The sequence below is a fragment of the Ralstonia condita genome, assembly GCF_958405655.1.
GTDB classification, from domain to species: domain Bacteria; phylum Pseudomonadota; class Gammaproteobacteria; order Burkholderiales; family Burkholderiaceae; genus Ralstonia; species Ralstonia condita.
The window spans coordinates 111,906-135,959 of record NZ_CATYWO010000004.1; the positions used below are offsets into that span (position 1 = coordinate 111,906).

The 24,054-nt window shown below is 63.4% G+C and carries 20 protein-coding genes; 15 read left to right on the plus strand and 5 right to left on the minus strand.

The window, feature by feature from the left end; translation table 11 throughout:
• Positions 1-4: 4 nt before the first annotated feature.
• The 15 genes from R2N03_RS14290 (at position 5) to R2N03_RS14360 (ending at position 15,739) form a co-directional block, all read left to right on the plus strand.
• Positions 5-418 carry a DUF6631 family protein gene (locus tag R2N03_RS14290; RefSeq protein WP_024973206.1) on the plus strand — a complete coding sequence of 138 codons (414 nt, stop codon included), beginning with the start codon at positions 5-7 and terminating at the stop codon, positions 416-418.
• Between the two features lie 41 nt (positions 419-459).
• Positions 460-624, plus strand: coding sequence for a hypothetical protein (locus tag R2N03_RS14295; protein WP_235202021.1), 165 nt, complete (start codon positions 460-462; stop codon positions 622-624).
• Positions 599-1,243: a DUF6441 family protein gene (locus R2N03_RS14300; protein WP_024973208.1), complete on the plus strand. Its 645-nt coding sequence runs from the start codon at positions 599-601 to the stop codon at positions 1,241-1,243. The genes R2N03_RS14295 and R2N03_RS14300 overlap by 26 nt, the downstream gene beginning before the upstream one ends.
• Before the next feature lie 3 nt (positions 1,244-1,246).
• The gene (locus tag R2N03_RS14305) at positions 1,247-5,224 is read left to right on the plus strand and encodes a tape measure protein (RefSeq protein WP_024973209.1); all 3,978 of its coding nucleotides are present in this window, start codon (positions 1,247-1,249) and stop codon (positions 5,222-5,224) included.
• Positions 5,225-5,233: 9 nt separating this feature from the next.
• Complete coding sequence (locus R2N03_RS14310; protein WP_024973210.1) at positions 5,234-5,644, plus strand: hypothetical protein; 411 nt, start codon at positions 5,234-5,236, stop codon at positions 5,642-5,644.
• On the plus strand, positions 5,644-9,252 hold the full coding sequence (locus tag R2N03_RS14315) for a hypothetical protein (protein ID WP_024973211.1): 3,609 nt from the start codon (positions 5,644-5,646) through the stop codon (positions 9,250-9,252). Before R2N03_RS14310 ends, R2N03_RS14315 begins: the two co-directional genes overlap by 1 nt.
• A 46-nt stretch (positions 9,253-9,298) precedes the next feature.
• Positions 9,299-10,567 (plus strand): hypothetical protein, encoded by a 1,269-nt coding sequence (locus R2N03_RS14320; RefSeq protein ID WP_024973212.1) that lies wholly within the window; start codon positions 9,299-9,301, stop codon positions 10,565-10,567.
• A 3-nt stretch (positions 10,568-10,570) separates the two neighbouring features.
• Positions 10,571-11,566 (plus strand): hypothetical protein, encoded by a 996-nt coding sequence (locus tag R2N03_RS14325; RefSeq protein WP_024973213.1) that lies wholly within the window; start codon positions 10,571-10,573, stop codon positions 11,564-11,566.
• Positions 11,563-11,958, plus strand: a complete 396-nt coding sequence (locus tag R2N03_RS14330) for a hypothetical protein (RefSeq protein ID WP_024973214.1) — start codon at positions 11,563-11,565, stop codon at positions 11,956-11,958. Before R2N03_RS14325 ends, R2N03_RS14330 begins: the two co-directional genes overlap by 4 nt.
• Before the next feature lie 17 nt (positions 11,959-11,975).
• Positions 11,976-13,943, plus strand: a complete 1,968-nt coding sequence (locus tag R2N03_RS14335) for a hypothetical protein (RefSeq protein WP_024973215.1) — start codon at positions 11,976-11,978, stop codon at positions 13,941-13,943.
• A complete protein-coding gene (locus R2N03_RS14340; RefSeq protein WP_024973216.1) occupies positions 13,936-14,157 on the plus strand; it encodes a hypothetical protein in 222 nt (73 codons plus the stop codon). Before R2N03_RS14335 ends, R2N03_RS14340 begins: the two co-directional genes overlap by 8 nt.
• Positions 14,158-14,224: 67 nt before the next feature.
• Positions 14,225-14,533: a DUF6127 family protein gene (locus tag R2N03_RS14345; protein WP_286879704.1), complete on the plus strand. Its 309-nt coding sequence runs from the start codon at positions 14,225-14,227 to the stop codon at positions 14,531-14,533.
• Positions 14,530-14,751, plus strand: a complete 222-nt coding sequence (locus R2N03_RS14350) for a DUF7940 domain-containing protein (RefSeq protein ID WP_024974783.1) — start codon at positions 14,530-14,532, stop codon at positions 14,749-14,751. Before R2N03_RS14345 ends, R2N03_RS14350 begins: the two co-directional genes overlap by 4 nt.
• The gene (locus R2N03_RS14355) at positions 14,748-15,248 is read left to right on the plus strand and encodes a lysozyme (RefSeq protein ID WP_024974782.1); all 501 of its coding nucleotides are present in this window, start codon (positions 14,748-14,750) and stop codon (positions 15,246-15,248) included. The genes R2N03_RS14350 and R2N03_RS14355 overlap by 4 nt, the downstream gene beginning before the upstream one ends.
• Positions 15,245-15,739, plus strand: coding sequence for a hypothetical protein (locus R2N03_RS14360; protein WP_037057371.1), 495 nt, complete (start codon positions 15,245-15,247; stop codon positions 15,737-15,739). The genes R2N03_RS14355 and R2N03_RS14360 overlap by 4 nt, the downstream gene beginning before the upstream one ends.
• 22 nt (positions 15,740-15,761) lie before the next feature.
• Here the strand turns inward: R2N03_RS14360 and R2N03_RS14365 are convergent, their stop codons facing one another.
• From R2N03_RS14365 to R2N03_RS14385, 5 genes are all read right to left on the minus strand, one after another.
• Complete coding sequence (locus tag R2N03_RS14365) at positions 15,762-17,726, minus strand: DUF2357 domain-containing protein (protein WP_286879702.1); 1,965 nt, start codon at positions 17,724-17,726, stop codon at positions 15,762-15,764.
• A gap of 1 nt (position 17,727) precedes the next feature.
• Complete coding sequence (locus R2N03_RS14370) at positions 17,728-19,731, minus strand: McrB family protein (RefSeq protein ID WP_286879701.1); 2,004 nt, start codon at positions 19,729-19,731, stop codon at positions 17,728-17,730.
• A 42-nt stretch (positions 19,732-19,773) separates the two neighbouring features.
• Complete coding sequence (locus R2N03_RS14375) at positions 19,774-20,832, minus strand: DNA-methyltransferase (RefSeq protein WP_200868548.1); 1,059 nt, start codon at positions 20,830-20,832, stop codon at positions 19,774-19,776.
• A 448-nt stretch (positions 20,833-21,280) separates the two neighbouring features.
• On the minus strand, positions 21,281-23,038 hold the full coding sequence (locus tag R2N03_RS14380; protein WP_024973312.1) for a DUF262 domain-containing protein: 1,758 nt from the start codon (positions 23,036-23,038) through the stop codon (positions 21,281-21,283).
• Positions 23,039-23,053: 15 nt separating this feature from the next.
• Positions 23,054-23,953, minus strand: a complete 900-nt coding sequence (locus R2N03_RS14385; RefSeq protein WP_037056838.1) for a helix-turn-helix transcriptional regulator — start codon at positions 23,951-23,953, stop codon at positions 23,054-23,056.
• Positions 23,954-24,054 lie beyond the last annotated feature (101 nt).

Consider the following 24,054-nt stretch of genomic DNA (forward strand, 5'->3'; position numbering starts at 1 on the left):
TGCCATGAGTGATCTGGAAACCCTCATCCCGCAGGCGGTGGAGCTGGTCATCGATGGCGAGCCGCTGGCGATCAAGCCACTCAAGGTCGGCCAGATGCCCGCCTTCCTGCGCGCTATCACCCCGGTGATGCAGCAGATCGGCGGCGATGGCATCGACTGGCTGGCACTGTTCGGCGAGCGCGGCGACGACCTGCTGACGGCAGTGTCCATCGCCGTCGGCAAGCCCCGCGCATGGGTCGATGAGTTGGCCGCCGACCAGGCCATCCTGCTGGCAGCGAAGGTGATCGAGGTGAACGCGGATTTTTTTACCCGGACGGTGATGCCGCGCCTGAACGGAGAAATGGGCGGTCTGATCGCACAGACCAGCGCAGTGGCGGCCACAGCGGCCACGGCTGGTTCGACACCGTCCAGCACCTGATTGCCCACGGCCACCGGCTGCCGGACATCCTCGACTACACCTTGGCGCAGGTGCGTGGCTTCGCCGCCGCCACCGCGCGGGAGGACGCCGCACGCGATGCGCGGCTGCTCTCGCTGATCGCCATCGGCGCACGCGGCGACTCGCGTCACCTCGACCAGACCCTCGACAGGCTCCAAAACCATGCGCATCTCGGTTCGCATCGATAGCAAGGCCGCGCAGGCGCAGTTGCGCCGCTGGGGCGGCGAGTTCCGCGAGAAGGTCCAGAAAGTAGTCGCGCGCGGCATCGCCAGTGAGGCCGCCGAACTCAAGCAGGACGTGCGCAGCCACGTCGCGGGCCAGATGACGGTGGCCAAGAAGTCCTTCGTCAAGGGCTTCACTGCCAAGGTGCTCGACAAGGACAAGAACCGGCTGCCTGCGCTCTACGTCGGCTCGCGCATCCCGTGGTCGGGCATCCACGAGCGTGGTGGCTCTATTTCCGGCCGGATGCTGATCCCGCTGCACGGGCGTGTCGGCCGCAAACGCTTCAAGGCCCAGATCGCCGAGCTGATGCGCGGCGGCAACGCCTATTTCATCAAGAACGCCAAGGGGAACATCGTGCTGATGGCTGAGAACATCAAGGAACACGACCGGCCGTTGGGGGGCTTCAAGCGCCGATACCGCAAGGCCGAGGGGATCAAGAAATTGAAGCGCGGGGCAGACATTCCTATTGCAGTGCTGGTGCCACGCGTGCAGCTCAAAAAACGCTTGAATGTCGAGCGCCTGGTCGCTGGACGTGTTCCGCGACTGGCAGCAGCCATCGAAAAACAGCTACGACGTGTGGATTGAGCAATGGCCAATCGCATCTCTGTCCTCGTTGCCCTCGAAGGCGTTGATGAGGGGCTCAAGCGCGCCGTTGATTCGGCGGAGAAGTCGCTGGGCGAACTCTCGGGCAGCGCTAAGACTGCCGGCCAGAAGGCATCTGCCGGAATGGCCGAGGTCAATGCGGGGGTCTCCGCTTTTGGCGAACAGATCAACCGTGCCAAGACGCAACTGCTGGCCTTCCTGACCATCAACTGGGCCAGCGGCAAGGTGCAGGAGATCGTCCAGATCGCGGACGCCTGGAACATGATGTCCGCTCGCCTTAAGCTCGCCACCGCTGGCCAGCGCGAGTACGCCGTTGCCCAGAAGGAGCTTTTCGACATCGCCCAGCGTATTGGCGTTCCGATCCAGGAAACCGCCACGCTGTACGGAAAGCTACAGCAGGCGGTGCGGATGCTCGGCGGTGAGCAAAAGGACGCGCTCACCCTTACCGAGAGCATCTCGCAGGCACTGCGCATCTCGGGCGCTTCGGCCACCGAGGCGCAGTCGTCCCTGCTGCAGTTTGGCCAGGCCCTGGCATCCGGAGTGCTTCGCGGTGAGGAGTTCAATTCTGTCGTTGAGAACAGCCCCCGTCTGGCGCAAGCCTTGGCTGACGGACTGAATGTGCCGATCGGACGGCTGCGCAAGCTGGCTGAGGAGGGTCGGCTCACTGCCGACGTGGTGGTCAATGCGTTGATGGGCCAAAAGGACAAGCTGGCGGCTGAATACGCCCAATTGCCCGCCACCGTGAGCCAGGCGTTCACGCGCTTGTCCAATGCCTTCGGCCAGTGGATCAGCCGTCTGGACGAATCGACAGGCTTCACGAAGAAGCTTGCCGAGGCGCTGACCTGGCTATCGCAGAACCTGGAGTTGGTGATGCATTGGCTGCAGCGCATCGCCGAGGTGGGTCTGGCCGTGCTCATCTACCGCCTGATCCCAGCCCTGATCACGGCCTGGCAGACGGCAGGTGCGGCTGCAGTGACAGCCGCCAGCGCCACATCGGCGGCCTGGGCAACCGCCAACCTGTCGGTGTCGGCGGCTGTGGCCAGCGTGGGCTTGCTCAAGACGGCGTTTGCCGTGCTGGGCGCTTTCCTCGTGGGTTGGGAAATCGGTACCTGGCTGTCCGAGAAATTCGAGATCGTGCGCAAGGCGGGCATTTTCATGGTGGAAATGCTGGTCAAGGGCGTGGAGCAACTTCAGTACCGCTGGGAAGCCTTCGCAGCCATCTTCACTTCGGACACTATTGCCCAGGCCACCCAGCGCCACCAGCAGCGCCTCGCCGAGATGAACCAGATCTTTGCGCAGATGTACGCCGACGCGGGCAAGGGGACGGAGGCTGCCAAGGGTGCGATGAATACGGCGGCCACCGCTGTCGAGGAAATCGCCAAGCGGCTCGAAGCCGTGCGCCAAGGCACTCAGGAAGCGGTCGGACGTGGCATCGAGGCGGTACATGCTGCGTTGGAGAAGCTCAAGTCCCGGCTGGGCGAGGTCGAACAGGCGGTCGGTAAGGCGCAGGGGCAGGTCAACGACGCCACCGCCAAAATGGCCGAAGCCTACAAAGGGCTTACCTCCATCGTGGAGGCCAACCTTCAGCAACAGATCCAGGCCGTCAAAGCCCGCTACGACCAAGAAAAATCTGCCCTCGAGCTCTCCAAGCAGTCCGAGGCGGCGCAAATCACCCAGTCCACCCAACTGCTCACCGAGGCGCTCACCCAGCAAACCACGCTGCGCCGTCAGGCGACGACCGAGACACTTGGCCTGATCGATCAGGAAACGCAGGCGCGCAAGGACGCCGCCGCCCGGCAAGGCCAGACCGAGGAAGATCGCCGTGCCAACGTGCAGCGTGTCGAGAACGACATCCTGGCCACCAAGCGCCAGACGCTGACCCAGGCGCTCTCTGAGTACCGCCAGCACATCGACGCCCTCAACGCCGAGGCCAACCGGCATCTGGCGGAAGTCCAGCGCATCGAGGAGGCCAAGCGACAGCTGTCCATGTCCACGGAGGAGCGCGTGCGCGACATTCGGCGCCAGGGCATGACGGAGTACGAGGCCACGGAGGACCGGAAACGCCAGATCGCGGAGTACCAGACCAAGGCCCGTGAGCAGCTGGCCAATGGTGAATTCGAGCAAGCGCGGCAGCTCGCGCAGAAAGCGATGGATTTGGCCGCACAGGTGGCCAGCAGCCAGACCAGCGAGGCCAAGCGCGGCGAGGATGCTCGCAAACAGTCAGAACAGGCGGTATCGCAGGTCACACAACTCGAAGCACAGTCGCGCCAGGCCTTTCGCAACCAGGAGTACGAGAAGGCCAATGCACTGATGCGTCAGGCCGATGAACTCCGTACCCAGTTGGCGCAAAAGACCCGGGAGGCCGACGCGCAGATTGCCCAGGGCAAAGATGGCGTCAACCAGGCTATCCAGCGCATCCGGGAGTCCGAGGAACTGCTCAACCAGACCCTGGATGCGGAGGCCAAAGCCCACCAGACGGCGGCCCAGTCGGCCTTGACGGCCCGAGACCAGATCCGCCAGACGCTGGAGCAGACGCAAACCCAGATCGACCAGATCACATCCCAGCTTCAAGAGGGTCTGAAACTCACGCTCGATGCCGACACCACGCGCTTCGACCAGGCCATCGCTGAGCTGGACAAGGCGCTGGCCGAGAAGGAATACCTGCTGCAAATCCAGGCCGATCTGCAGGAGGCGGAAAAGAAACTCAAGGAATACGAGCAGCTGCTCAAAGAGGGCAAGACGCTGCCGGTCGATGCCGATGTATCCAAGGCCCGGGAGGCACTGGACAAGCTCAAGACCTACGCCGATCAGAACGCGCAGTTCGAGCTCAAGGTGGCAACAGAAAAAGCCCAAGCCGCGATTACCAACGTGGACGGAATGATCAAAGCCCTTGATCGCATCCAGACCGAGTCGCGCCACCAGGTCAGCACCAATGCCGATGCGGCCCGTTCAGAAATCATGAGCCTCAACGGTGCCAATACCAGCAGCACGCACACCATCTACGTCAAAAAGGTGGAGCAGAACGCTACCGGCGGCATGGTCGGCCGGGTGCTGAACTTCTCTGGTGGCGGTGCGGTAGCGCCTGCGTTCCCCCGGATGGCTGGCGGGAATGTGCCGGGCTCGGGTCACCACGACACTGTGCCACGGACCCTGGAGGCGGGCGCCTTTGTGCTTCGCAAGGCGGCGGTGCGTAAGTACGGCGCGGGCAATTTGGCGCGCCTGGCGCAAGTTTCCAATTCCGTCGCTCGTTTTGCACGCGGCGGCGCGGTCGGCCCGCAACCACCCAAGCGCAATCGCGAGGTGGTTGAAACCGAGAAGATGATCGAACTGGGCATCAAGGCACTCGGACAGATCAACTACAGCGGAAGCCTGGACGCCAAGGACAAGACCTTTGCCTACTGGATGCCGATGGCACGTACCGATCGGCGGGATCTGGAGAAACTGGTCGACCGTAAGACCCTGACCGCCAACGAAAAAGCCCAACTCGAGGGCATCCGCCAGCGTTGGCGCTACGCCATGTCAACGGTCATCATGTACGGCAAGGACTTCGAACGCGACCTGATCGACTACATGGAGTCTCTAGACGGTCAGTTCTTTGCCCGTGGGGGTTTAGCCAAGTCCGACACCGTCCCTGCGATGCTCACCCCGGGCGAGTTCGTCGTGAACCGGCAGGCCGTCGCCCGCTACGGCGCTGGCTTCTTCGAAGCCATCAACAACCTGAGCGCTCCGGCGCAGGCACTGGCCGGGCGTGCGCTGGCGGGCATCCAAGGCTTTGCCTCGGGCGGTCTGGTGCAGCCCGCAAGCCGCAGCCTGCCACGTCCGTCGTTGTCCGAAAGCACGCCCACCCGCACCGTGCGCGTGGAACTGTCTGCGGGACAGCAGAAGGTCAACGCCACCGTCGATGCGCGCGATGAAGCGCGCCTCTTGCAACTGCTAGACGCCGCCCGCGCCCGCACTGTCTGAGATTCCCTGATGCAACTGAAGAACCTCGCCACCGGGGTGGCTTTGCCATTGCCCGACGACTTGCTGTGGGCAGACGAACACGCGTGGTCACCTGCGGTGGCCAGCACTTCCTACCTGATTACCGGAGCCTTGCTGATTCAGTCAGCGACGCGGCAGGCAGGACGCCCGATCACCTTGGTGGGTGCGCCCGACATGGCGTGGGTGACGCGCGCCGCCGTGGAGCAACTGCGTGCGTGGGCTGCGCTGGCGGTGAGTGAAGCCACGGGCCGCTTCGAACTGAGTGTCACCGATGGCCGGGTCTTCACGGTTGCGTTCCGTCACCAGGACGCCGCCATTGAGGCCGAGCCGGTGATGGGTTTCCCGGCGCGCGCGAGCACCGATTTCTACCGACTGACCCTTCGATTCTTGGAGATTGCCTGATGCCCATCCAATCTGGCGACGTGAAGCTGCTCAAGTCCGCCGTGATGGCGGACGTGCCCGAAGGCGGCGGCGCGCCCACGGGCCTCGTGATTGCCGATGGCGTATCGAACGCCATCTTCCCCGACATCTCCGAGCTGGATCGCGCCGGAGGCCGTGTCAACCTGCGCAAGAGCTTCGTGCAAGTGGCCACGGATGACACCGACACCTACTTCGGGGCCAACGTCATCGTGGCCGAGCCGCCGCAGGACGAGCGCGTCAGCGTCACGCTGTTTTCCACCCGCAAGACCTTCGACACCCGTGAGCAGGCGCAGACCCGCATCGAGGCCTACCTCAACAAAGGGCCGGAGTGGGCGGGCTACCTGTTCGAGAACCACATTGCTGGCCAGCGGGTGATCCAGCTCTTCCAACGCCTCAGCGACGCCGTGCCCAACGTCGGCCAGACCCTCGTCCTGATCGAGAACGAAGGACTGCCCACGCAGAAGGAGCAGTACATCCGCGCCACCGCCGTGTCGGTGGTCGAGCGCAGTTTCACTTACAACACCGACCAAGACTACAAGGCGGCGGTCGTCACAGTCGCCATCAGCGACGCGCTGCGCTTTGATTTCACGGGCTCGCCTGCCAGCCGAACTTTCACGCGTGCAACCAACAGCACCAAGGTACGCGACACGGTGGTGGCCGACGCGGGCACCTACGTCGGCGTGGTTCCACTGACGCAGGCTGCCAATGTGGGCGACTTCACCATCAAGGGCGCGTCCATCTACACGCAGCTCGTGCCCAGCGCCCAGACCGAGACGCCGATCTCCTTCGTGCCCCCCTACGCCGCAGCAGGTTTGCCGGTACCGGGCGCTGCACCCGTGAGCTACACGGCCAGCCATGCCTGGAACACCAGCATCAAATTCAACCTGCCGGGCGGCTGCCTGCCCGGATCGCTGTCCATCGTCACCGACGGCGTCACGATCTTCGACGACGCGGGCCTGCTCAAGACCGCCAGCGGCACGCTGGGCACCATCGACTACGCCAACGGCATCCTGAGCCTGAACTCCGGCTCGATGTCCAACAGCAAGGCCATCACCTACACACCTGCTGCACAACTGCAGCGCGCGCCGCAAAGCGCGGAGATCGCGGTCACGCCGGAATCGCGCAGCCAGTCCTACGTCGGCTCCGTGAACCCGGTGCCGCAACCCGCCACGCTTGCCATCAGCTACATGGCGCAGGGCCGTTGGTACGTGCTTTCGGATGGCGGCAATGGCTCCCTCAAAGGGCTGGATGCCAGCTACGGCGCGGGCACTTTCAACAAGAACACCGGCGCCTTCGTCGTGACCTTGGGGGCACTGCCCGACGTGGGCTCATCGCTGATCCTGACGTGGAACGTGCCGACCCAGGAAACGCAGCAGCCAACCGCCGCTCTGAAGGCATCGCAGGCCCTGCAGCTTGCCCCGCCCGAAGGCAAAAGCGTTCAGCCGGGCACGCTCACCATCACCTGGCCACACGAGAGCGGCACGGGCACGCGCACGGCTTCCGCCACCACGTTTGGCGAGCTCAGTGGTGCTGCCACCGGCAACCTGAACGTCGCGCAAAACCTCTTGAGCTTCGCACCGAACGTCTTGCCGCCGGTCGGCGCGCTGCTGACGGTGGACTACGTTGCGGGCCCCAAGCAGGAAGACAGCTTCGCGCACCCCTCGCGGGACGGCCAGGGCAAGGTGCCCGTGACTGCAACCCTTGGCTCCATCGAGCCGGGTTCATTGGAGATCGAGTGGAACACCCTGACGGACACCGCCGTACTCGGGGTCTATACGCTGCAGCAGATTCAGGCGATGGGGCTGGGGCTGTGGAATCTCGTCGATCCCACGCAGTACGCCCGCGACGATGGGGCGGGCAACGTGCTGCGCGCAGGCCAAGTCATCGGCAGCGTCAACTACGCCACGGGCGCGGTGCAGTTTCAGCCGGATGTGACGATCAAGATTCCAAGCCCGGTGTATACCGAACAGCGCCTTGGTTGGGCCTCGGGCGTGGGCCAGATGTTTCGCCTCAACTACGGCGGCATCAGCTACGTGGACGCGCCGTCGATGTACCCGAACGACGAGTCCGGCTACGTCAAGCTGCGCTACAACAGCGCGGGCTCGACCAGCAACCACAGCGAGACGTTCGCGTTCAGCCCGTCGTTTCGGCTGGTGCCCGGCGTCAACGCGCAGGTGGTGACCGGAACGGTATTGCTGGCCATTGCGGGCAGCCAGCCCTGGGGCGACAACGGTCAGGGAACGCTCCGTGAATTCACGCCCAGCGGCTGGGTCACGCGCGGCAGCATCAACTACCTCTCGGGCGCGGTGACCCTCACCTCGTGGTCGGCGGGCGCGACCAACAGCATCACGCGCGCCAGTTGCGTGACCACTGTGGGCGAGAACATCTCCAGCGAGTACGTGTTCCGCAGCGGTGCTGCGCCACTTCGCCCAGGATCGCTCTCCATCCAGTTCGCCCGCGCGGAGGGTGGAACCCAGACCGTGACGGCAGGCATCGACGGCACGATCACCGCGTCTGGCGTCATCGGCAGCGTCGATTACGACACTGGCCTTGTGCGAGTGAGGTTTGGCACCGTGGTCACGGCGGCGGGCAACGAGAGCGAGCCGTGGTTCGACGCCGAGAACGTGCGGCCAGACGGCAAGATCTTCCGGCCAGAGCCGGTCGCGGCCTCCAGCCTGCGTTACAGCGCCGTGGCCTACAGCTATCTGCCCCTGGATGCGGCGTTGCTGGGCATCGACCCGGTACGCCTTCCCAGCGACGGGCGTGTGCCGATCTTCCGTCCAGGTGGTTTCTCCGTCGTCGGCCACACCGGTCGCATCACTGCCTCGGTCAGCAACGGCCAGACCATCGACTGTGCCCGCGTGCGTCTGTCGCGCGTGCGTGTGGTCGGCCACAACGGCGTGGTGATCCACACAGGCTACGTTACCGATCTGGAAGCAGGCACCGTCACGTTCACCGACGTGACTGGCTACAGCCAGCCGGTGACCATCGAGCACCGCATCGAGGACATGGCCGTGGTGCGCGACGTGCAGATCAACGGCGAGATCAGCTTCACGCGCCCGCTGACGCACGCCTATCCGCTGGCCAGTCCCGGCGATCCCGTCTCCGGCAGTTTTGTCTCCAGTGCGCTGGTGGCCGGTGACCTGTTCGCCCGCGTGAACCTCGTGTTCGATCAGAGCACCTGGAACGGCAGCTGGTCGGATGAACTCGTTGGCAGCGCTGCCACCGCCACCTTTAACCACACCCAGTACCCGATCATGGTCACCAATCGCGGGGCGCTCACCGAGCGCTGGGTGGTGCGGATGACCAACAGCACCTCGTTCGAGGTCATCGGCGAGAACGTGGGCGTGATCGCTACCGGCAATACCAGCGCCGACTGCGCCCCCAACAACCCGGCGACCGGCGTGCCGTACTTCCGTCTGCCCGCGCTCGGCTGGGGCAACGGCTGGGCCACCGGCAACGTGCTGCGCTTCAACACCATCGGCAGCCAGTTCCCGGTCTGGGTGGTGCGCACCGTCCAGCAGGGACCGGAGTCCGTGCCCGACGACCACTTCACGTTGCTGATTCGCGGGGATGTCGACACGCCCTGATGGTGTGGGTGCCCCTGATCTTTGAACCCTTCTCGCAGGAATTCCTATGACCGACCTGACCGTCAAATACTTCAGCAGCGGCATGACCGGCGCGCCCCAGATCGCCAACAACTGGGGCGATCTGGTGACGATGCTCGACGCCTGCCTTGTCAACGGCTTCGCTCTCAAGGCCATCGACACGCTGACCTGTGTTGATGGCTTGGCCACCGCCACCATCAGCGCGGGCCACGCCTACCGGCCCGAGCAGGTAGTCGAGATCGCCGGGGCCGACCAGCCCGCGTACAACGGGCAGTTCCGGGTCATCGCTACCACCGCAACTACGTTCACCTTCGCAGTGACCGGCACGCCCGTGTCGCCCGCGACCAGCGCCACCAGCCTGTCGGCCAAGGTTGCGCCGCTGGGGTGGGAGAAGGCGTTCGCGAGCACGAACAAGGCGGCGTACCGCAGCAAGAATCCCGCCTCGCCGCAGAACCTGCTGCTGATCGACGACAGCCTCAAGACGCCGGGCTATACGACGACGTGGGCCAAATGGGCCAACGTCGGCATCGTCGAAGACCTGACGGACATCGACACCATCGTCGGCGCGCAGGCTCCGTTCGATCCGAACAACCCGACGCAGAACTGGAAGCAGGTACAGGCCAACCAGTGGGGCTGGCACAAGTGGTATCACGCGCGCCAGACCGGCTATGACACTTACGGCGACAGCGGCGGCGGCGGCCGCAACTGGGTACTTGTAGGCGACGACCGGTTGTTCTTCCTGTTCGTCTCCAACGCTGCCGGGTACGGCTGGTACGGGCGCAACAGCTACTGCTTTGGCGATATCGAAAGCTTTAAGCTGGGTGACAACTACGCCACTGTGCTGTGCGCCGACGATCTGTACTGGAGCAACAACAACCACTACCTCAGCTACCCAGGCCAATACAACGGATACGGGATGGCCTCGTCGCTCGACTTCGCGGGCAAGGTTCTGCTGCGCAGCCACACCCAACTCGGCCACCCAGTGCGCTTTGGCCTCACATCGCTGAACACCAACAATGGCCAGCAGATCTGCGGCCGTGGCCCGATGCCGTTCCCCAATGGCCCGGACTACAGCCTCTGGCTGCTGCCGACCTACGTGCGGGAGGAGTCGGGGCATATGCGCGGCCTGATGCCGGGGATGCTGTGGATGCCGCAGTACCTCCCCTACAGCGATCAGACCATCGTCGATAACGTGGTCGGTCAGGCGGGCAAGAAGTTCCTGCTGGTCAGGACTCAGTACAGCTCGGAAACCGAGGGCGCGCAGATCGCCTTCGATATCACCGGGCCGTGGAGGTAAGCCATGGCGTGGTGGGACAGCGTGGCGTCGTTGACGCCGGTCGCGGCGTGGGATGCGCTGCACTTCGCGAACGGGCAACTGCAGGATCAGGTCGGCAGCAATGCCATCACCGTGCAGGGCGGTGTGGCCACGCCATTTCCGCTCTACGGGTTGTACGGCCAGGACAAGCCCTGGCCGTTGGCCACGCCGATGTCCTTGTCCGGCGACTTCGTGCTGGCGGGCTTCGTGATGCACGTCAGCCGAGGGCTGGTGTTCTACAAGACCCTCGGCGACAGCAATAGCTACTTTTTGGATCAGGAGTCCAACGGCGCAATCTACCAGTACGCCAATGGCAGTGGCGGTCAGGTGGGCAGCGGGCCCGCGTGGGGCGCGCCCAAGTTCATGGCGCTGGTCGTCAGCCCGGCCAGTGCCCGCGTGTACATCAACGACGACTGGGCGGGCGCGGCTTTCGCGCGCTCGTGGGTGGCAGACAGCGTGGGCGGCATCGGCTACTACGCCGACGGCAACGAATACAACATCGGCGGCAGCGAGCGCTTCTTCGCGGCCGGGTTGTGGTCTGGTGTCGCAAGTCTTGCCGACGTGCGCGCGCTCGAATCCGCCTGCCGTGCCGCGCTCGCGGGACCGCCGGTCGGCGTGCATTCCGCTGCCTTGGCCCGCTGGCACAGCCCGAACACTGAACTGTGGAGCCAGCCAGGCAGCTACCCGCCCCGGGTTCGAGCTGTGGCCAGCGCGCGCCGAGACATCTATTTCGGCGGCAACGGCCAGATCACCGGCACCGTCAAGGAGAAGGGGCAGCCCGACCAACCCCTCGTTCGCCAAGTTCTGCTCTACAGCGAAAACACCCACGTCCTGGTGGCGAGCACGTGGTCTCAGGCTGACGGCACCTACCGATTCGAGCGCATCGACCCTCAACAGCGCTACACGGTGATCTGCACGGACTACCGACAGATGTACCGCGCAGTGATCGCGGACAACCTCAGGCCGGAGCCGATGCCATGACCGTCGCCATCACGCAGGAACACAACGAGGCACGGCTGGCGGGCACGCTGTCCTTCCTCGATGCGGGAACCAACCCGGCGCGGCTGCGCATCTACGGCGGCACGCGTCCACCCAATCCGGCGGCGACGCCCACCAGTGCGATGCTGGTGGAGATCGCGCTCACCAAACCTGCAGGAACGATTGCGGGCGGACTCCTGACGCTGACCCAGCAGGAGGACGGCCTGATCGCTGCCACCGGCATCGCCACCTGGGCGCGGCTGGTCAACGGCAGTGAGGTGACGGCACTCGATCTGGATTGCAGCGGCACCGATGGCGCGGGCGATGTGAAGCTCGCCAGCACCAACCTCTATTTGGGCGGGGACGCCCGGATGGTATCGGCCATCTTGGGCTGAAGGATCGGGGGTGAACGATGCCTGCGCACTCTGGGCAGAACGTCGACCTGCTGTACGACCGACCCGCCGCCGCCGCCGCCGCCACCGCCGCCGATCTGATCTTCGGCGCGGACTACGTGCCGCCGCGCAACGATGTGGTGGTGCAGGCCACGCTGCCGCTTCCGGTGGCCAGCGTCGCCTTCATCCCGCCCGCACGGCTGGAGGTGTTGGCCGAGCTGCCGGGCCTGACAGTCAGCACGCTCATCCTGCGCCCGAGCGTGCCGCTCAATGTCGGCGTGGCCAGCCTGCCCGGCGTGGCGTTCACCGGCGAGGTGCGCTACGCCTCGCGCACCCAGCGACCGACGATCGGCCAAACGGCGCACGAGTGGCAGCAGGCCGTGCAGCACGAGGGCGGCGCAGCGCAGCGCCAGCAGGATGCGACGGCCAAGCCCGCAGGCTGGGGTGCGGCGTGGCAGCGGGGGGCTGTGTCGGTGCACGGCATCGCGCACCGGTTGCCGCCGGTCTTGGTGGCCGCGCCGCTGCTGCGGCGCACCGGCCAGCAGCAGGCGAAGCGCTTGTACGGTGCAACCGGGTTCACCCACGAGAACGCGGCGCCCATCGCGCCGATTCGGATGGGCGTGTTCCAGAACGCCACCCGTTTGCGCGACGCCACGCGCTTCGCGCATCAGGACGGTGACCGTAGCAAGCGCGCCGGTCGGCTCGTCCTCTGGCAAAGCGCCCGAGCGCTGACGCAGCGCCAGGGCACGGACTTCCAGAGCGCAAGCCGCCGACCGGTGGGCTGGCGCGGGCGGTACCAGGAAGCGATGCGGCCACCACCCGGCATCAGCGTGTGGGTGATCCCCGAGCCGCCCGAGCCGCCGCGTTGCTACACGCCGAGCGGCCACCTGCTGTTCGCTGCGCTGGCTCCTGCCAGTGCCCATCTGCTGTTCTTCTGCGAAAACCACACCGACCCGCCCGATGGCGAGCCGGTGGTCGTTCCCGTTCGGAGGGTCTATTTCGTGATCAACAACGCGACCCTGCACCGGCTTCCCGATGGATTGCCCGTGCCGGTGTTCAATCTCTCGCTGTCGCTCGACGCCGCGTCCTGGACCTGGGGCTTCGAGGCACTGCTCCCCGCCGCTGCAGAAAGCCTCGTCGCGCCCGGCAGCAACGGCGGCCCGGTCGAACTGGTGGCCAGCGTCAACGGCACGGCCTTCCGCGTGCTGGCCGAGAGCATCAGCCGCGAGCGGTTGTTTGGCGACGCAAGCATCCGCATCTCGGGCCGTGGACGCAACGCCGTGCTGGCTGCTCCCTACGCGCCGGTGATGAGCTTCCAGCAACCGCAGGCGCGCACGGCTCGGCAGTTGATGGACGACGTGCTGACGCTCAACGGCATCCCGCTGGGCTGGAACATCGATTGGGGCCTGACGGACTGGAACGTTCCGGCTGGGGTGTTCACACAGCAGGGTACGTGGATGGAAGCGCTGGTCGCCATCGCCAGCGCCGCCGGGGGCTACCTGATCCCGAATCCGTCCGACCAGAGCATCCGTGTGCGCCACCGCTATCCGGCCGCGCCGTGGGACTGGGGCACCGTCACGCCCGACTTCGTGCTGCCCGTCGATGCCGTGGCCCGCGAGTCGCTGCGCTGGGTGGAGAAGCCCGCGTACAACCGCGTGTTCGTGTCAGGGCAAGACGTCGGCGTGCTCGGCCAGGTGACCCGAGCCGGGACTGCCGGAGATGTTCTGGCCCCGATGGTGGTCGATGCGCTGATCACGGAGGCCGCTGCAGCGCGCCAACGCGGCATCGCTGTACTGGCCGATACCGGCCAACAGATCGAGGTGAGCCTGCGCCTGCCGGTGCTGGCCGAGACCGGGATCATCCAGCCGGGTGCATTCGTCGAGTACCAGGACGGCAACAGCGCCCGGCTTGGGCTGGTGCGCTCGACGCAGATCGAGGCCGGGATGCCGGAGGTCTGGCAGACCTTGGGGGTGCAGAGCCATGCATAACCTCTACGAACAGTTCCGCCAGCTCATACCCGACCCGCCGCTGCAGGCTGGCACGGTGGTGAGCGTCGGCGCAGGCGTGGTGACCGTCGCCTTACCCGGTGGGGGTCTGATCCGCGCACGTGGCAGCGCCGCCATCGGCCAGAAGGTGTTCGTGCGCGATGACGTCATCGAGGGCGTCGCGCCCAGCCTGACGCTGGAAATCATCGAAATCTGAAATCCAACTTTCCGATCAACCCCTGAACCCGCCCACGAGGCGGGTTCTGCATTTCTGGAGACCTGCAATGACCGAACCCGAACAACAAGCGCCCGCCGCCCTCGTGGAGAACATGCTGCTTCTGCGCAAGGAGGATTTCGACGATCTGCTCGACCGTGCCGCCGAACGCGGAGCCGAGCGTTGCCTCGCCCATCTCGGCCTAGAAAACGGCAGTGCCGCGAAGGACATCCGCGAGCTGCGCGACCTGCTGGAAGCGTGGCGCGATGCCCGTCGCACGGCATGGCAGACCACGGTGAAGGTCATCACCACCTGCATCCTGGCCGCGCTGCTGGTCGGCGCTGCCATCAAGTTGAAGCTGATGGGAGGCGCGCAATGAATCCCAAGCTCTGGCTGCTGGACGACTGGCGGCGCGTGCTGCGTCGTGCCTGGAGCATCCGCTTCTCGCTGCTGGCCGCGACTTTCACGGCGGCGGAAGTGGTGGTGCCGCTGTTTGGCGACGTGCTGCCGCGTGGCGCATTCGTGCTGCTGGCCTTCGCCGCCAGCATCGGCGCGACCGTGGCCCGCATCGTGGCGCAACCGGAGATGCACCGATGATCCGGCCACCGCAAAGACGCACCGTGGCTGCGCTGGCGCTGTCCGCCGCCGCCCTGGTCGGCATCGTGCTGCACGAGGGCTACACCGATCGCGCAGTGATCCCGGTCAAGGGCGATGTGCCGACCATTGGTTTTGGCACCACCACTGGGGTGAAGCTGGGTGACACCACCACGCCGCCGAAGGCGCTGGCTCGGGCGCTCACCGATGTGCAGCAGTTCGAGGGCGCATTGAAAACGTGCGTGACCGTGCCGCTGGCCCAGCACGAGTATGACGCGCTGGTGAGCTTCTCCTACAACGTCGGCAGCCGCGCGTTCTGCCAGTCCACGCTGGTCAGGAAACTCAACGCCGAGGACTACGCCGGAGCCTGTGCCGAGCTGCTGCGCTGGCGCTTCTTCCAGCGCAAGGACTGCGCGCTGCCTGCCAATGCGCGCCTGTGCGGCGGGCTGGCCACACGGCGCGAGGCCGAGTACCGCCAGTGCATCGGGGAAGCGCCATGAGCCTGATCTCGTGGCCGTACCGCTGGCTGGCCCTTGTCCTGCTCGCCGCTGCACTGATCGGATTCGGCTGGATCAAGGGTGCGAGCCACGTTCAAGCGCAATGGGATGCCGCCATCCAGCAACAAACCCTGCAAGCCGCCGCCGTCCGCGAGCGGCAGGCGCAAGCCACCGTCAAGGTCGTTACGCAGTACGTCGATCGCGTCCGCATCGTCCGCGAGAAGGGCGACACCATCATCAAGGAGGTTCCCGTCTATGTGCCCGTTCAAGCTGATGCTGCTTGCACTATCAACCGTGGCTTTGTGCGCCTGCACGACGCTGCCGCCACCGGTGAGTTGCCCGAGTCCGCCCGAGATGCTGATGCGGCCGCCGCAGGCATTGCGCTCTCTGCCGTCGCCGGAACCGTTGCCGCCAACTACCAGACCTGCCACGAGAATGCCGAGCAACTGAGGGCGCTGCAGGTGTGGGTCAGGATGGTGGCGAGTATCAAGTAAATGCGCTGGAGCCAGAGTAGAGCTACAGGACCCAATGGCCGCGCTCTTCTTCATAGTTGGATGGTCCGGCAACCGCTTCGAGCGCGACAGCCAGAAGTGAGGCGATGGCCTGTGTCTGCGCTGCGTCGCCACCAGGCGCCAAGTCGAAGGCGCCGACACTGGGGATTCGGTGCGTGCCCGACCCCCCAAAAGCACCAGGGTTCCGAACAAAGAGGTTGGGCTTTGGCAGATTGACAACGCCTCCGACGCCATCACCAGGAAAGAGAACGTAGGCTCCTCGCGTTCCAAGGATGCCATCTCGGTACGTGTGCATCTTGAATAGGTCTTCGAGCTTGTGGACGCGCGCTACTTCGGCTTCGTAATCAGCGGCTCCAGCGTCCGGTTCGCCATCAGGGGGCTCCTCGAAAACTGTCTCCGACAGTTGCCTCTCTAGACGATACTTTGCGTCGAAGTGAAACCAGTGCGACGGCGCTTCGGCGGCGACCTTGGTCATACGGATGCTGAAATCCGGATCGAAAAATGCGGTGTAGCTGCCCTCCCAAGCAGATTGCGGTGTTTTCGGGCGGCGAAAGCGGCGATTGAAGAAAAGAGAGACAAGGACCCTGGCGCCATTGGTCCCTGTGAACTCGAAGCGGCACTCGCTTCGCGCTCCCTTGGTAAGCCGCACCTTCAGCCCGTCTTTACTGACGGTCAGGAAATTGCCACCGCCGACTTCGGTACAAAGTGAAAGTAATATCTCCCGAAGGCAAAAGAAGCACCAATACTCGTAGATCTGGTTCACTGGACGGATGTCACCGGAGAGTCCGTCTGACAGCTGTGCGCCGTCATTCCACGCAAGATCCATAGCCATGCGCAGCGACAGGTCGTATCGGAGTAAGTCCTTGTAGCCTCGCTTTCGCAGGAGTGTCTGCGAGTTCGCTGGGATTTGCGTGAGGGCGCCCACCTCTCGCCACATTCCGTGCTGCAACGCTTCGTCGATTGATACCGCCCAGGCGCGCGCTTCGCGCGCTGACGCTCTTCGCCCCTGCGCTTCCAAGGCGCCTTCAAGCCGCCGCGCGACAAGGCTGCAATGCTCCAAGAAGGCTTTGGCGTATCGGTTCTCGGGCGTGTCGCGGGACTCGTAGATCTCGCGCTGTGGCAACGAGGCGGGCGTGAAACCTCGGAAGAGGCGTGCCAGTGGGCCGCCAGCCCGTAGTTCAGCGTAATCAAGTCCGTCTGCGACTAGCTCTGGGTCGACCTCTAGGATCTCCTCAATCGACGTCGATTCAACGCGTTCCACCAGACGCGCATGTGGCCGCTCCACGATTTCCTCGATGGATGTCGGCAGTCTGGCTCTTGACATCACGTGACGCATCAGGAAATGCAGGGCGGCTTCGTTGGCAGCGAGACCGTCAGTCGTCTGAAAGTTCAGGGATACTGGGCTGTCATAGGAGAGCAGTAGCTCTGCAGCCTTCGCTGCCAGCTCATCCAGCAGGCGCTTGAACTCATCGAAGTAGCGCAGCTTGCGGCAGGCGACCTCGGCTCGGAGCTCCCCGCCGAACACTGGCGATAGGTTCAGGACGCCGGCGTGAGAGCGCAGCCGGATTTGACCTGTGATCACCGTTTTGCCGTCCTCTTGCCGCCAGCGCCTGGGCGGCTCCCTCGTGAAGGCGCTCGCGACCCTATCCTCGAACGGCCATGCAGGATTCGCTTTGCACTGTTTAACGGCCTCGTCCATGGAAGACGGCGTGGCCACGTCGACGAAGTAGTCGGTGTCCTCGCGGAGCTGGAACTTCTCGAACAGTTCTCCAGCGTCGCGCCAGCACATTGGCGGTATGCCGCCCGACGAGACCTCATCGGCCCTGGCTTCCTCCTCGGCGGACAGCAGGCAGTCCGACTGGATAGCTCCCTCGGAGAGCGGCTTGCCTTCGCCGAGGTCGGCTTCGATGTCGATCCAGCAGCCCGCGCCTAGGTCGAATCGCGCGCGATGCAGAGGAACGAAGCTCATATCACTTCACGAAGGAGACGTAGTTGCGCGAGAGCAGCCGAGCGTGCATTTCCAGCAGCTTCGTCCGGCACCGTCCGAACTCCTTACCTGCCGGCAGCGCGATGGCTTCAGCTGGCTCAATGCGTGTCGGGGCCTCAGCACCAAGCGTGTACTTGGCTGGGGGAGCGCTGTCCGCATGCGAGCCGCCCAGGAACGCGTGCAGCGCCTTCAGGCTGTCTCCCAGAGCCGAGCGGCTGCCGTGGATCTTGGGAAGAACCTTCTGGAATAGAGCCCGATCGAGGCCATCGACCCAACGCTGCACGGCCTCCTCAGAGGTGGCGCCGTTGGCGATCTGGGCTTTGGTCCAGACCAGCATGTAGGCGTAGATCTCTTTGTTGATCCGGAAGGCGAACTCGAAGCCAACAGGCGCGAGCAGCTTGAAGCAGCCTTCCAGGACCTTGAGGGTGAAGTTCCGGCAGACGTCGAACTCAACGGCGTCTATGCCATGCTTAACTACCAGAGGGTAGAGAACCTTGACTGGATCGGAGTCGCGGCCTTCCCCGGCCTCTCGGTCGTCAATGGCCTCTCGCAGAAGCTGGTTGGCCACAGCAATGTCCACTGTCTCGTCGGGCGTTGCCCCGGCTGCGTATTCGGACGGCCGGAGCGCGCGCACCTCAAGGACATGAGCCCGATCGAGCACCTTAGGCGAGAACATGTAGGTGGTCTCGTCAATGTTTACGGTGCCGACGTAAAAAAGGTTGGGAGGTAGCCTCAGGGGCTGCTCGTTGGTGACCAGAATCTTTGCTGACTTTGCCTCCGAACTGTCAGGGTCTTCGAGATCCAGCAGCTCGCTGATGACTCGAAGTGAGCGCGGATCAATCAACGCCGCGTTGTCGCTGTCTTCCACGATGGTCGAGGCTTCCATGAGCGACAAGAAGGGGGCGAAATATCGCTCGACATGCGAGAGGTTCATCTCGTCGAAGATGAGGAAGTGCGGAATGGAAGTCGAGGTGGGATTGCACGCGCGCAGGATGATCCGGAGCGTGTCGGTAATCTCGTAGCTCTCGTTGGTGTCCTTGCCGTCAGGCGTCTTCCGAGATTGCCCGAAGGGGGTACGAAATCCGATCAAGCGCTTCGGGGAGGTCCAGTCTGGACCGATTGGCACCAACTGGAAGATGCTTCCGTCGACTTGTCCTTCATAGACATCCTGAAGCTGTTCGGCCAACCGCAAGCTTGAGCGGGATTTGCCAGTGCCAGAGGCACCGGTGAGAATCACAAAGGGCTTTGCGGCGAGAGCCGCCACGAGGTCAAGTGAACACAACTTACCCGTTGCTTCCAGCTCGGTTGGCGCCTCGCTCCCGGCGAGATCGAGGTAGTCCTCTGGGCTTGCCGGCGCGTCTTGCAAGTCGGCATCCTCAACGCCTGTCCCTGCGTTCGAGTCGAACAAAGTGGCGATCTCCTGAGGCGTCAGACCCACATCACCAATCAGCTTGTCTCGCAGGAGCTCGGCGCGCCGGATCGGGTCCGTTTCGGTGCCGAGCGTTCCGTCGAGGTCCAACCGGCGAAAGACCCAGACTGCGGCTTCAGTCAGCTTTGGCTTTGCTTCGTTAGCAGACTTCAACAGCGGCTTGGCGAGATTCGCCTCGTAGCCGTCCTTGAAGCCGACGCCACGTGGCTTGGTGTTGGAGAACTCGACGATGGTCTGCCACGGATTGCTGTTAACCGTCGTTCCCGGCCCGTTGGACATGTATTTGCCCGCGCGAAACCCACCCTTCTTGTCGTCGCTGGCGAAGACGTTGAAGAACTGCTTTTGCGCTTTCATATCCGGCGCGTCATGAACGGCCGCCAGTTCCCGCAACGCCTGCATGTAGGCGCCCTCGCCAAGTGACAGAGGCACCTTTGAAGCTCCCTTGAGAAGCAACGATCGCTTGAGGATTAGGAACTCCATTAAGGAGCTCTTGGCCCGCGTGTCTTCAAGGGCTTGGATGCTGGCTTTGATGCGCGTTGCGGTCAGGTATCGGGCCATTTGATCTTCCGTCGTTGTTCTTTTATGAGGAGTTTCTATGCTTTAGCCAAGCTCTCCGAGGTGCTCCACCATCGACTGACAGAACTCTTTCTTTATGTCGATGCCGATCGCGCGAAAGCCGTTCTTCCTTGCGAAGAGAAGACTCGTCCCACTCCCTCCGAACGGATCGAGCACGACGCCATGCTGCGGCGTGGTCGAGAGGATGGGAATCCGAACGAGCTCCTCCGAAAAGCGGGCTTTGTGCCTGTGGCTACACCGAGCTGGCGGGATCTCCCAGGTGTCGGGCGGCGGCAGGATGCTGCCGGTTTCGGACTTGCGCCCGACGGCGTCCTTGTTGAAGTAGTACCAGCGCGACTTCACCAGGTGGAACATATACTCGTGCGACATCGAGCAACGGTCACGCACCTGGTCGGGGATTGGATTCGGCTTCACCCAGACGTTGTCGTTGCGGACGATCCAGTCCTTATCCTGCATTGCAATTGCGAACCGATGGGGGATGAGCAGAAGCTGCTTGGGTTTGCACAACAGCCCGTCGCCTGTACGGTCCTGAGGGCGCAGGCCGAACCGCCGCGCGCTTTGCTTCGACTCTCCGCTCTTGTGCTCACCCTTGCCGCTCCAGTAGGTGTCACCGAGGTTGACCCACAGGCTACCGTTTTCGGCAAGCACAGGCCTGGCTGATTCAAAGCAAGCCACTAGCTGTTCAATGAATTGCTGTGGATGCTCTTCAAGCCCGATCTGACCCTTGGCTCCGTAGTCACGCTGACCGTAGAACGGGGGTGAGGTGACCATGCAGTTCACAAGCACACCGGCTGTCGCCAAGTGCGCCATAGCCTCCCGGACATCCATGTTGAAGATCAACACGTTCTCGTCTGCGTAGTAGGCAGCCTTACGCAACTTGGCATCGCAGAAAGCTTCTTCGGTGGCGACCTGAGGGATCAGGGCGAGATTGGCTTTTGTCAATGGCTTCGCAGCCGGCTTGTCTGCAGGCTTCTTGCCTCCTTTTTCGGGGCTCTTCGACGCTGACTGCAACTTGCTGACTGAGACGGCCACGTCAGAGCCTTGGTCGGCGTTCATATTTTGCAGAACCTCTTCTTCACTCATTTGCCCCCCTCGACAGGGGAGTTGCTGGCCTCACGTCGCCGCTGCTGCATGGTTGGAAGCACGATTTGATGCTGTTCGCAGTAGTTGGCTACCAGAACCTCGAGCATGTTGACCATACTGCGCTGCTCGTTATCAGCGGCAGCCTTCAAGGCCAGCTTGAAGGAGGGTGATACCCGCAGGTTTAGGGTGTCTGACTTTGTTTCTTCGAATCGCAAGGGAGCCCCGCAAGTGTCTGTGCAAATGCGTGATTTTAGCGTTGCAACCGACATTTTTCTAGCGGTACTGCCCCAGATAAAGCTGACCCGTAGCCAACGCCGCCGACAAGCGCGCAGACGAACTCTGGGCTTGCTACTCCTTGTAGTAGTTTGACTAAACATACACTGCGCCATCCCGACCCAGACATCATTTGGGGCCCCCGTCGTCGTCACCACTTTGTGTTCGGTTTTCATCAAACCTGCCCATCTGTGGCCGTTGTGATGTCAGGCGTCTTGCTTGCGGACTCGGTCGGCGACACTTCAAGAGCCCAGTGCTTCTTGAGCACGCCTACGAGGCGCTCTTGCCGATCAACCAGCATCGCCGGTGTCCATTTTTCTTCCGAGCGCACTTCCTGCGTCAGGACGAAGGGTGACGCTGTGCCCTTGCCCTTGAAGTACACGTTCTTCTTCTTGGCGAAGTCGTAGTTGCTGGCGGACGAGTTCTTGTTCCGGTCAAGCGGAACCAAGTTGGCCAAGCGGTGTGTCCACGCCTCCCGATCGTTCTCATCTGGGAACCACTGGAGCCAGTCCGAGCCATCTGGCGGTGTTTGCGGCAGCACGTGCTCCAACGACACGGCGTTCTGCAGTTGCACTCCGGGTGCGCGCACCAGTGACTCAAGGCGCAAGACCAGCGCCATCCTCGCCTTGGGCAGATCGTCGTAAACGTCGCCATCAAGTGCCGCGACGAACTTGCGCTTTTGCGCGTCTGTCAGGGCGAGTGTGGTGAGCGCGGCCAGATCCCCCTTGAAGGTTTCAGGCTCGATTTCCTTGGTGAGCGCAGCGTAGGTTTCGATGCGTTCGTTGATACCCACCTTGGTGACCAGCAGGAAATAGGTCAGGCGTTCCAGTGATTGAAAAAACTCTGCAAGCAGTTTGGGTTGCTGCCGAAAACGCTTGAAGTAGACCAGTGCCGGGGGCACCCAGTCCTTGAAGTCCACGCGGTTGAGCCAAGACAGGTGTTCGTTGATCGTCTCGGCGTGTTCGGTGGCCTCGAAGTCTGCATCGCGCACGAAGTCCCACACTTCGGCATAGGGTTTGATGACCTTGTCGACGAGGTCGATGGGGGTCTTGTACTCGGTGACGTGCTCCTGGAACTCCTTGACCAGGATGTACTTCTGCTTCTTCTTGGCGTAGATGCTGCGGATGTGGCCAAACAGGTCACCGAAGGCGTCGCGACCCAGCGAGCTTTCGATCCGGCTCCACTCTTTGGCGTAGGCGCGGCTCTTGACGTCGCCTGCTGTGGTGCGGATCAGGCCCAGCACCTGCGCCTTGATGATGTCGATAGGCGCGAGGTCGAGTCCCCGGTTGTTGAGTACGGAGAAGATGCGGTATGCGGCTTCGAGGTCGGGCGTGGAGATGACAACCAGCGAGCAGTCGTTGGCGAGGAACTGCCACAGCGCAATGAGGTCGGCAGGCGGAAGCGCCTTGGCCTTTTCGAGCAGCAGCGTGGCGTTTTCACGGTAACGCAGACGGCTGTCTTTCAGCTTGTCCGTACTGGCGACCAACTGTGCGATGCCACCCGGCTCCTGAATATTGGAGCGGAAGAAGTCGGCATCTTCCTCGCGGGCAGTCAGGCGGTACTCGTTTTTCTCGCCAAGACTGACCTTGCCCTTTTTGTAGAGGAAATCAGTGATGTCGTCTGCCGCGTCCGGCATCACGGTGCGCAACACGGCGAACAGCATTGTGAGCGTAGACAGGCGTTGCTGGCCGTCGACCACCGATGACTTCGGGTCCCGGTCGTTCTTGATCAGAACAATGCTGCCGAGGAAGTATTGGCTGCTGGCCCCCGAGACACGCGCGTCCTGCATCGCCGAGTACAGATCATCGAACAGCTCTGTGGCCTGCTCGGTTGTCCAGGCGTAGGGGCGCTGGTAGTCCGGAATCTCGAACTGGTAGCTGCCTTCGAAGATCTCCCTGATCAGTTTGTCGTGGGCTTCAAGCGTCTTGGCCATTGGTTTTCTTCTTTCCTATCGTTTCTTTGGGCTGCTTGGGGCTTGGTAGCCCGGAGCCAGCTTGGCGTTCTCGACGCCGTACAGCGCCAGCGGATCGCTGAGCCATAGGCGGTACTGTTCTTCCTTGAGCCGATGGTCGGGCGAGCAGTCCACGCTCCAGCGCAGCAGCATGTAGCCCGCGACGGCGGCGCGAACACGCATCCGGATCGAGCCGTCGGTCATCCCGTAGTCCATCTTGATGATCTCGGGGCGCTCAAGGCGCGGGTGCGGCACGAAGTCCAGCTCGACGATGCGCGTCCACTGGATGTCGTTGTCCGGCCGTTCGTTGGCCTGTGGCTCCTCGTCGAGCAGCGTTGGCGCTTCGATGCGCGTGACGACAAAGTCCCGAAACTCCCCGCTCTTGCGATCAAAGGCCCGGACGTGCCAGCGCAGGCCGGTATCAACCAGTGCGAACGGAACGATGACGCGCTCGGATTCACCGCTGCTCATCGAGTGGTAGCGGATGGCGACGGGTCGCTTGGCGTGGATCGCCCGGCAGACCGGGGCCAACACATCCATCCTGGGGTTGCTCAGAGCGGTAGGCGACTCGCACGGCAGCAGCGGCTGCGTTGCGCCGGTCACGCCATCGCCGAAGCCCAGAGCCAGCGCCGACAGCACGCGCTGCGATGCGTGGTCGAACAGCGGGGAGAACGCCTGCCCGATGCGGTAGATCTTGTTGCTGCCGTCGAAGGTGATGTTCTGCGGCGCGATTTCCCGGTACAGCGCCAAATCGCGTGTCGCCCCTGCCGGAGCAACGCCAAAACGGTCGATCAGGTCGGGGCGGCCAATCTCACCGAAGAAGTAGAGCCGGAAGTCGATGTAGGCCAGCCGCTCGCGCTGGGCGTGGCTCAAGCTCTCAACGCGCTGGGGATGCATGGTCAGGTGATCCTCACCCACGGAAGATGACGGTTAGACCGAAATTGGTTGTTCGATTGCTCATTTCTAGGCAGTTTACATCATCAAATTGATGACATAAT

Excerpts from the sequence above, each read along its gene's own strand:
- R2N03_RS14325 (WP_024973213.1), top strand. The coding sequence starts at position 10,571 with ATGGCGTGGTGGGACAGCGTGGCGTCGTTGACGCCGGTCGCGGCGTGG.
- R2N03_RS14310 (WP_024973210.1), top strand. The coding sequence starts at position 5,234 with ATGCAACTGAAGAACCTCGCCACCGGGGTGGCTTTGCCATTGCCCGAC.
- R2N03_RS14290 (WP_024973206.1), top strand. The coding sequence starts at position 5 with ATGAGTGATCTGGAAACCCTCATCCCGCAGGCGGTGGAGCTGGTCATC.
- R2N03_RS14355 (WP_024974782.1), top strand. The coding sequence starts at position 14,748 with ATGATCCGGCCACCGCAAAGACGCACCGTGGCTGCGCTGGCGCTGTCC.
- R2N03_RS14335 (WP_024973215.1), top strand. The coding sequence starts at position 11,976 with ATGCCTGCGCACTCTGGGCAGAACGTCGACCTGCTGTACGACCGACCC.
- R2N03_RS14315 (WP_024973211.1), top strand. The coding sequence starts at position 5,644 with ATGCCCATCCAATCTGGCGACGTGAAGCTGCTCAAGTCCGCCGTGATG.
- R2N03_RS14370 (WP_286879701.1), bottom strand. The coding sequence starts at position 19,731 with ATGGCCCGATACCTGACCGCAACGCGCATCAAAGCCAGCATCCAAGCC.
- R2N03_RS14300 (WP_024973208.1), top strand. The coding sequence starts at position 599 with ATGCGCATCTCGGTTCGCATCGATAGCAAGGCCGCGCAGGCGCAGTTG.
- R2N03_RS14375 (WP_200868548.1), bottom strand. The coding sequence starts at position 20,832 with ATGAGTGAAGAAGAGGTTCTGCAAAATATGAACGCCGACCAAGGCTCT.
- R2N03_RS14380 (WP_024973312.1), bottom strand. The coding sequence starts at position 23,038 with ATGGCCAAGACGCTTGAAGCCCACGACAAACTGATCAGGGAGATCTTC.
- R2N03_RS14385 (WP_037056838.1), bottom strand. The coding sequence starts at position 23,953 with ATGCATCCCCAGCGCGTTGAGAGCTTGAGCCACGCCCAGCGCGAGCGG.
- R2N03_RS14305 (WP_024973209.1), top strand. The coding sequence starts at position 1,247 with ATGGCCAATCGCATCTCTGTCCTCGTTGCCCTCGAAGGCGTTGATGAG.
- R2N03_RS14360 (WP_037057371.1), top strand. The coding sequence starts at position 15,245 with ATGAGCCTGATCTCGTGGCCGTACCGCTGGCTGGCCCTTGTCCTGCTC.
- R2N03_RS14340 (WP_024973216.1), top strand. The coding sequence starts at position 13,936 with ATGCATAACCTCTACGAACAGTTCCGCCAGCTCATACCCGACCCGCCG.
- R2N03_RS14345 (WP_286879704.1), top strand. The coding sequence starts at position 14,225 with ATGACCGAACCCGAACAACAAGCGCCCGCCGCCCTCGTGGAGAACATG.
- R2N03_RS14365 (WP_286879702.1), bottom strand. The coding sequence starts at position 17,726 with ATGAGCTTCGTTCCTCTGCATCGCGCGCGATTCGACCTAGGCGCGGGC.
- R2N03_RS14330 (WP_024973214.1), top strand. The coding sequence starts at position 11,563 with ATGACCGTCGCCATCACGCAGGAACACAACGAGGCACGGCTGGCGGGC.
- R2N03_RS14320 (WP_024973212.1), top strand. The coding sequence starts at position 9,299 with ATGACCGACCTGACCGTCAAATACTTCAGCAGCGGCATGACCGGCGCG.
- R2N03_RS14350 (WP_024974783.1), top strand. The coding sequence starts at position 14,530 with ATGAATCCCAAGCTCTGGCTGCTGGACGACTGGCGGCGCGTGCTGCGT.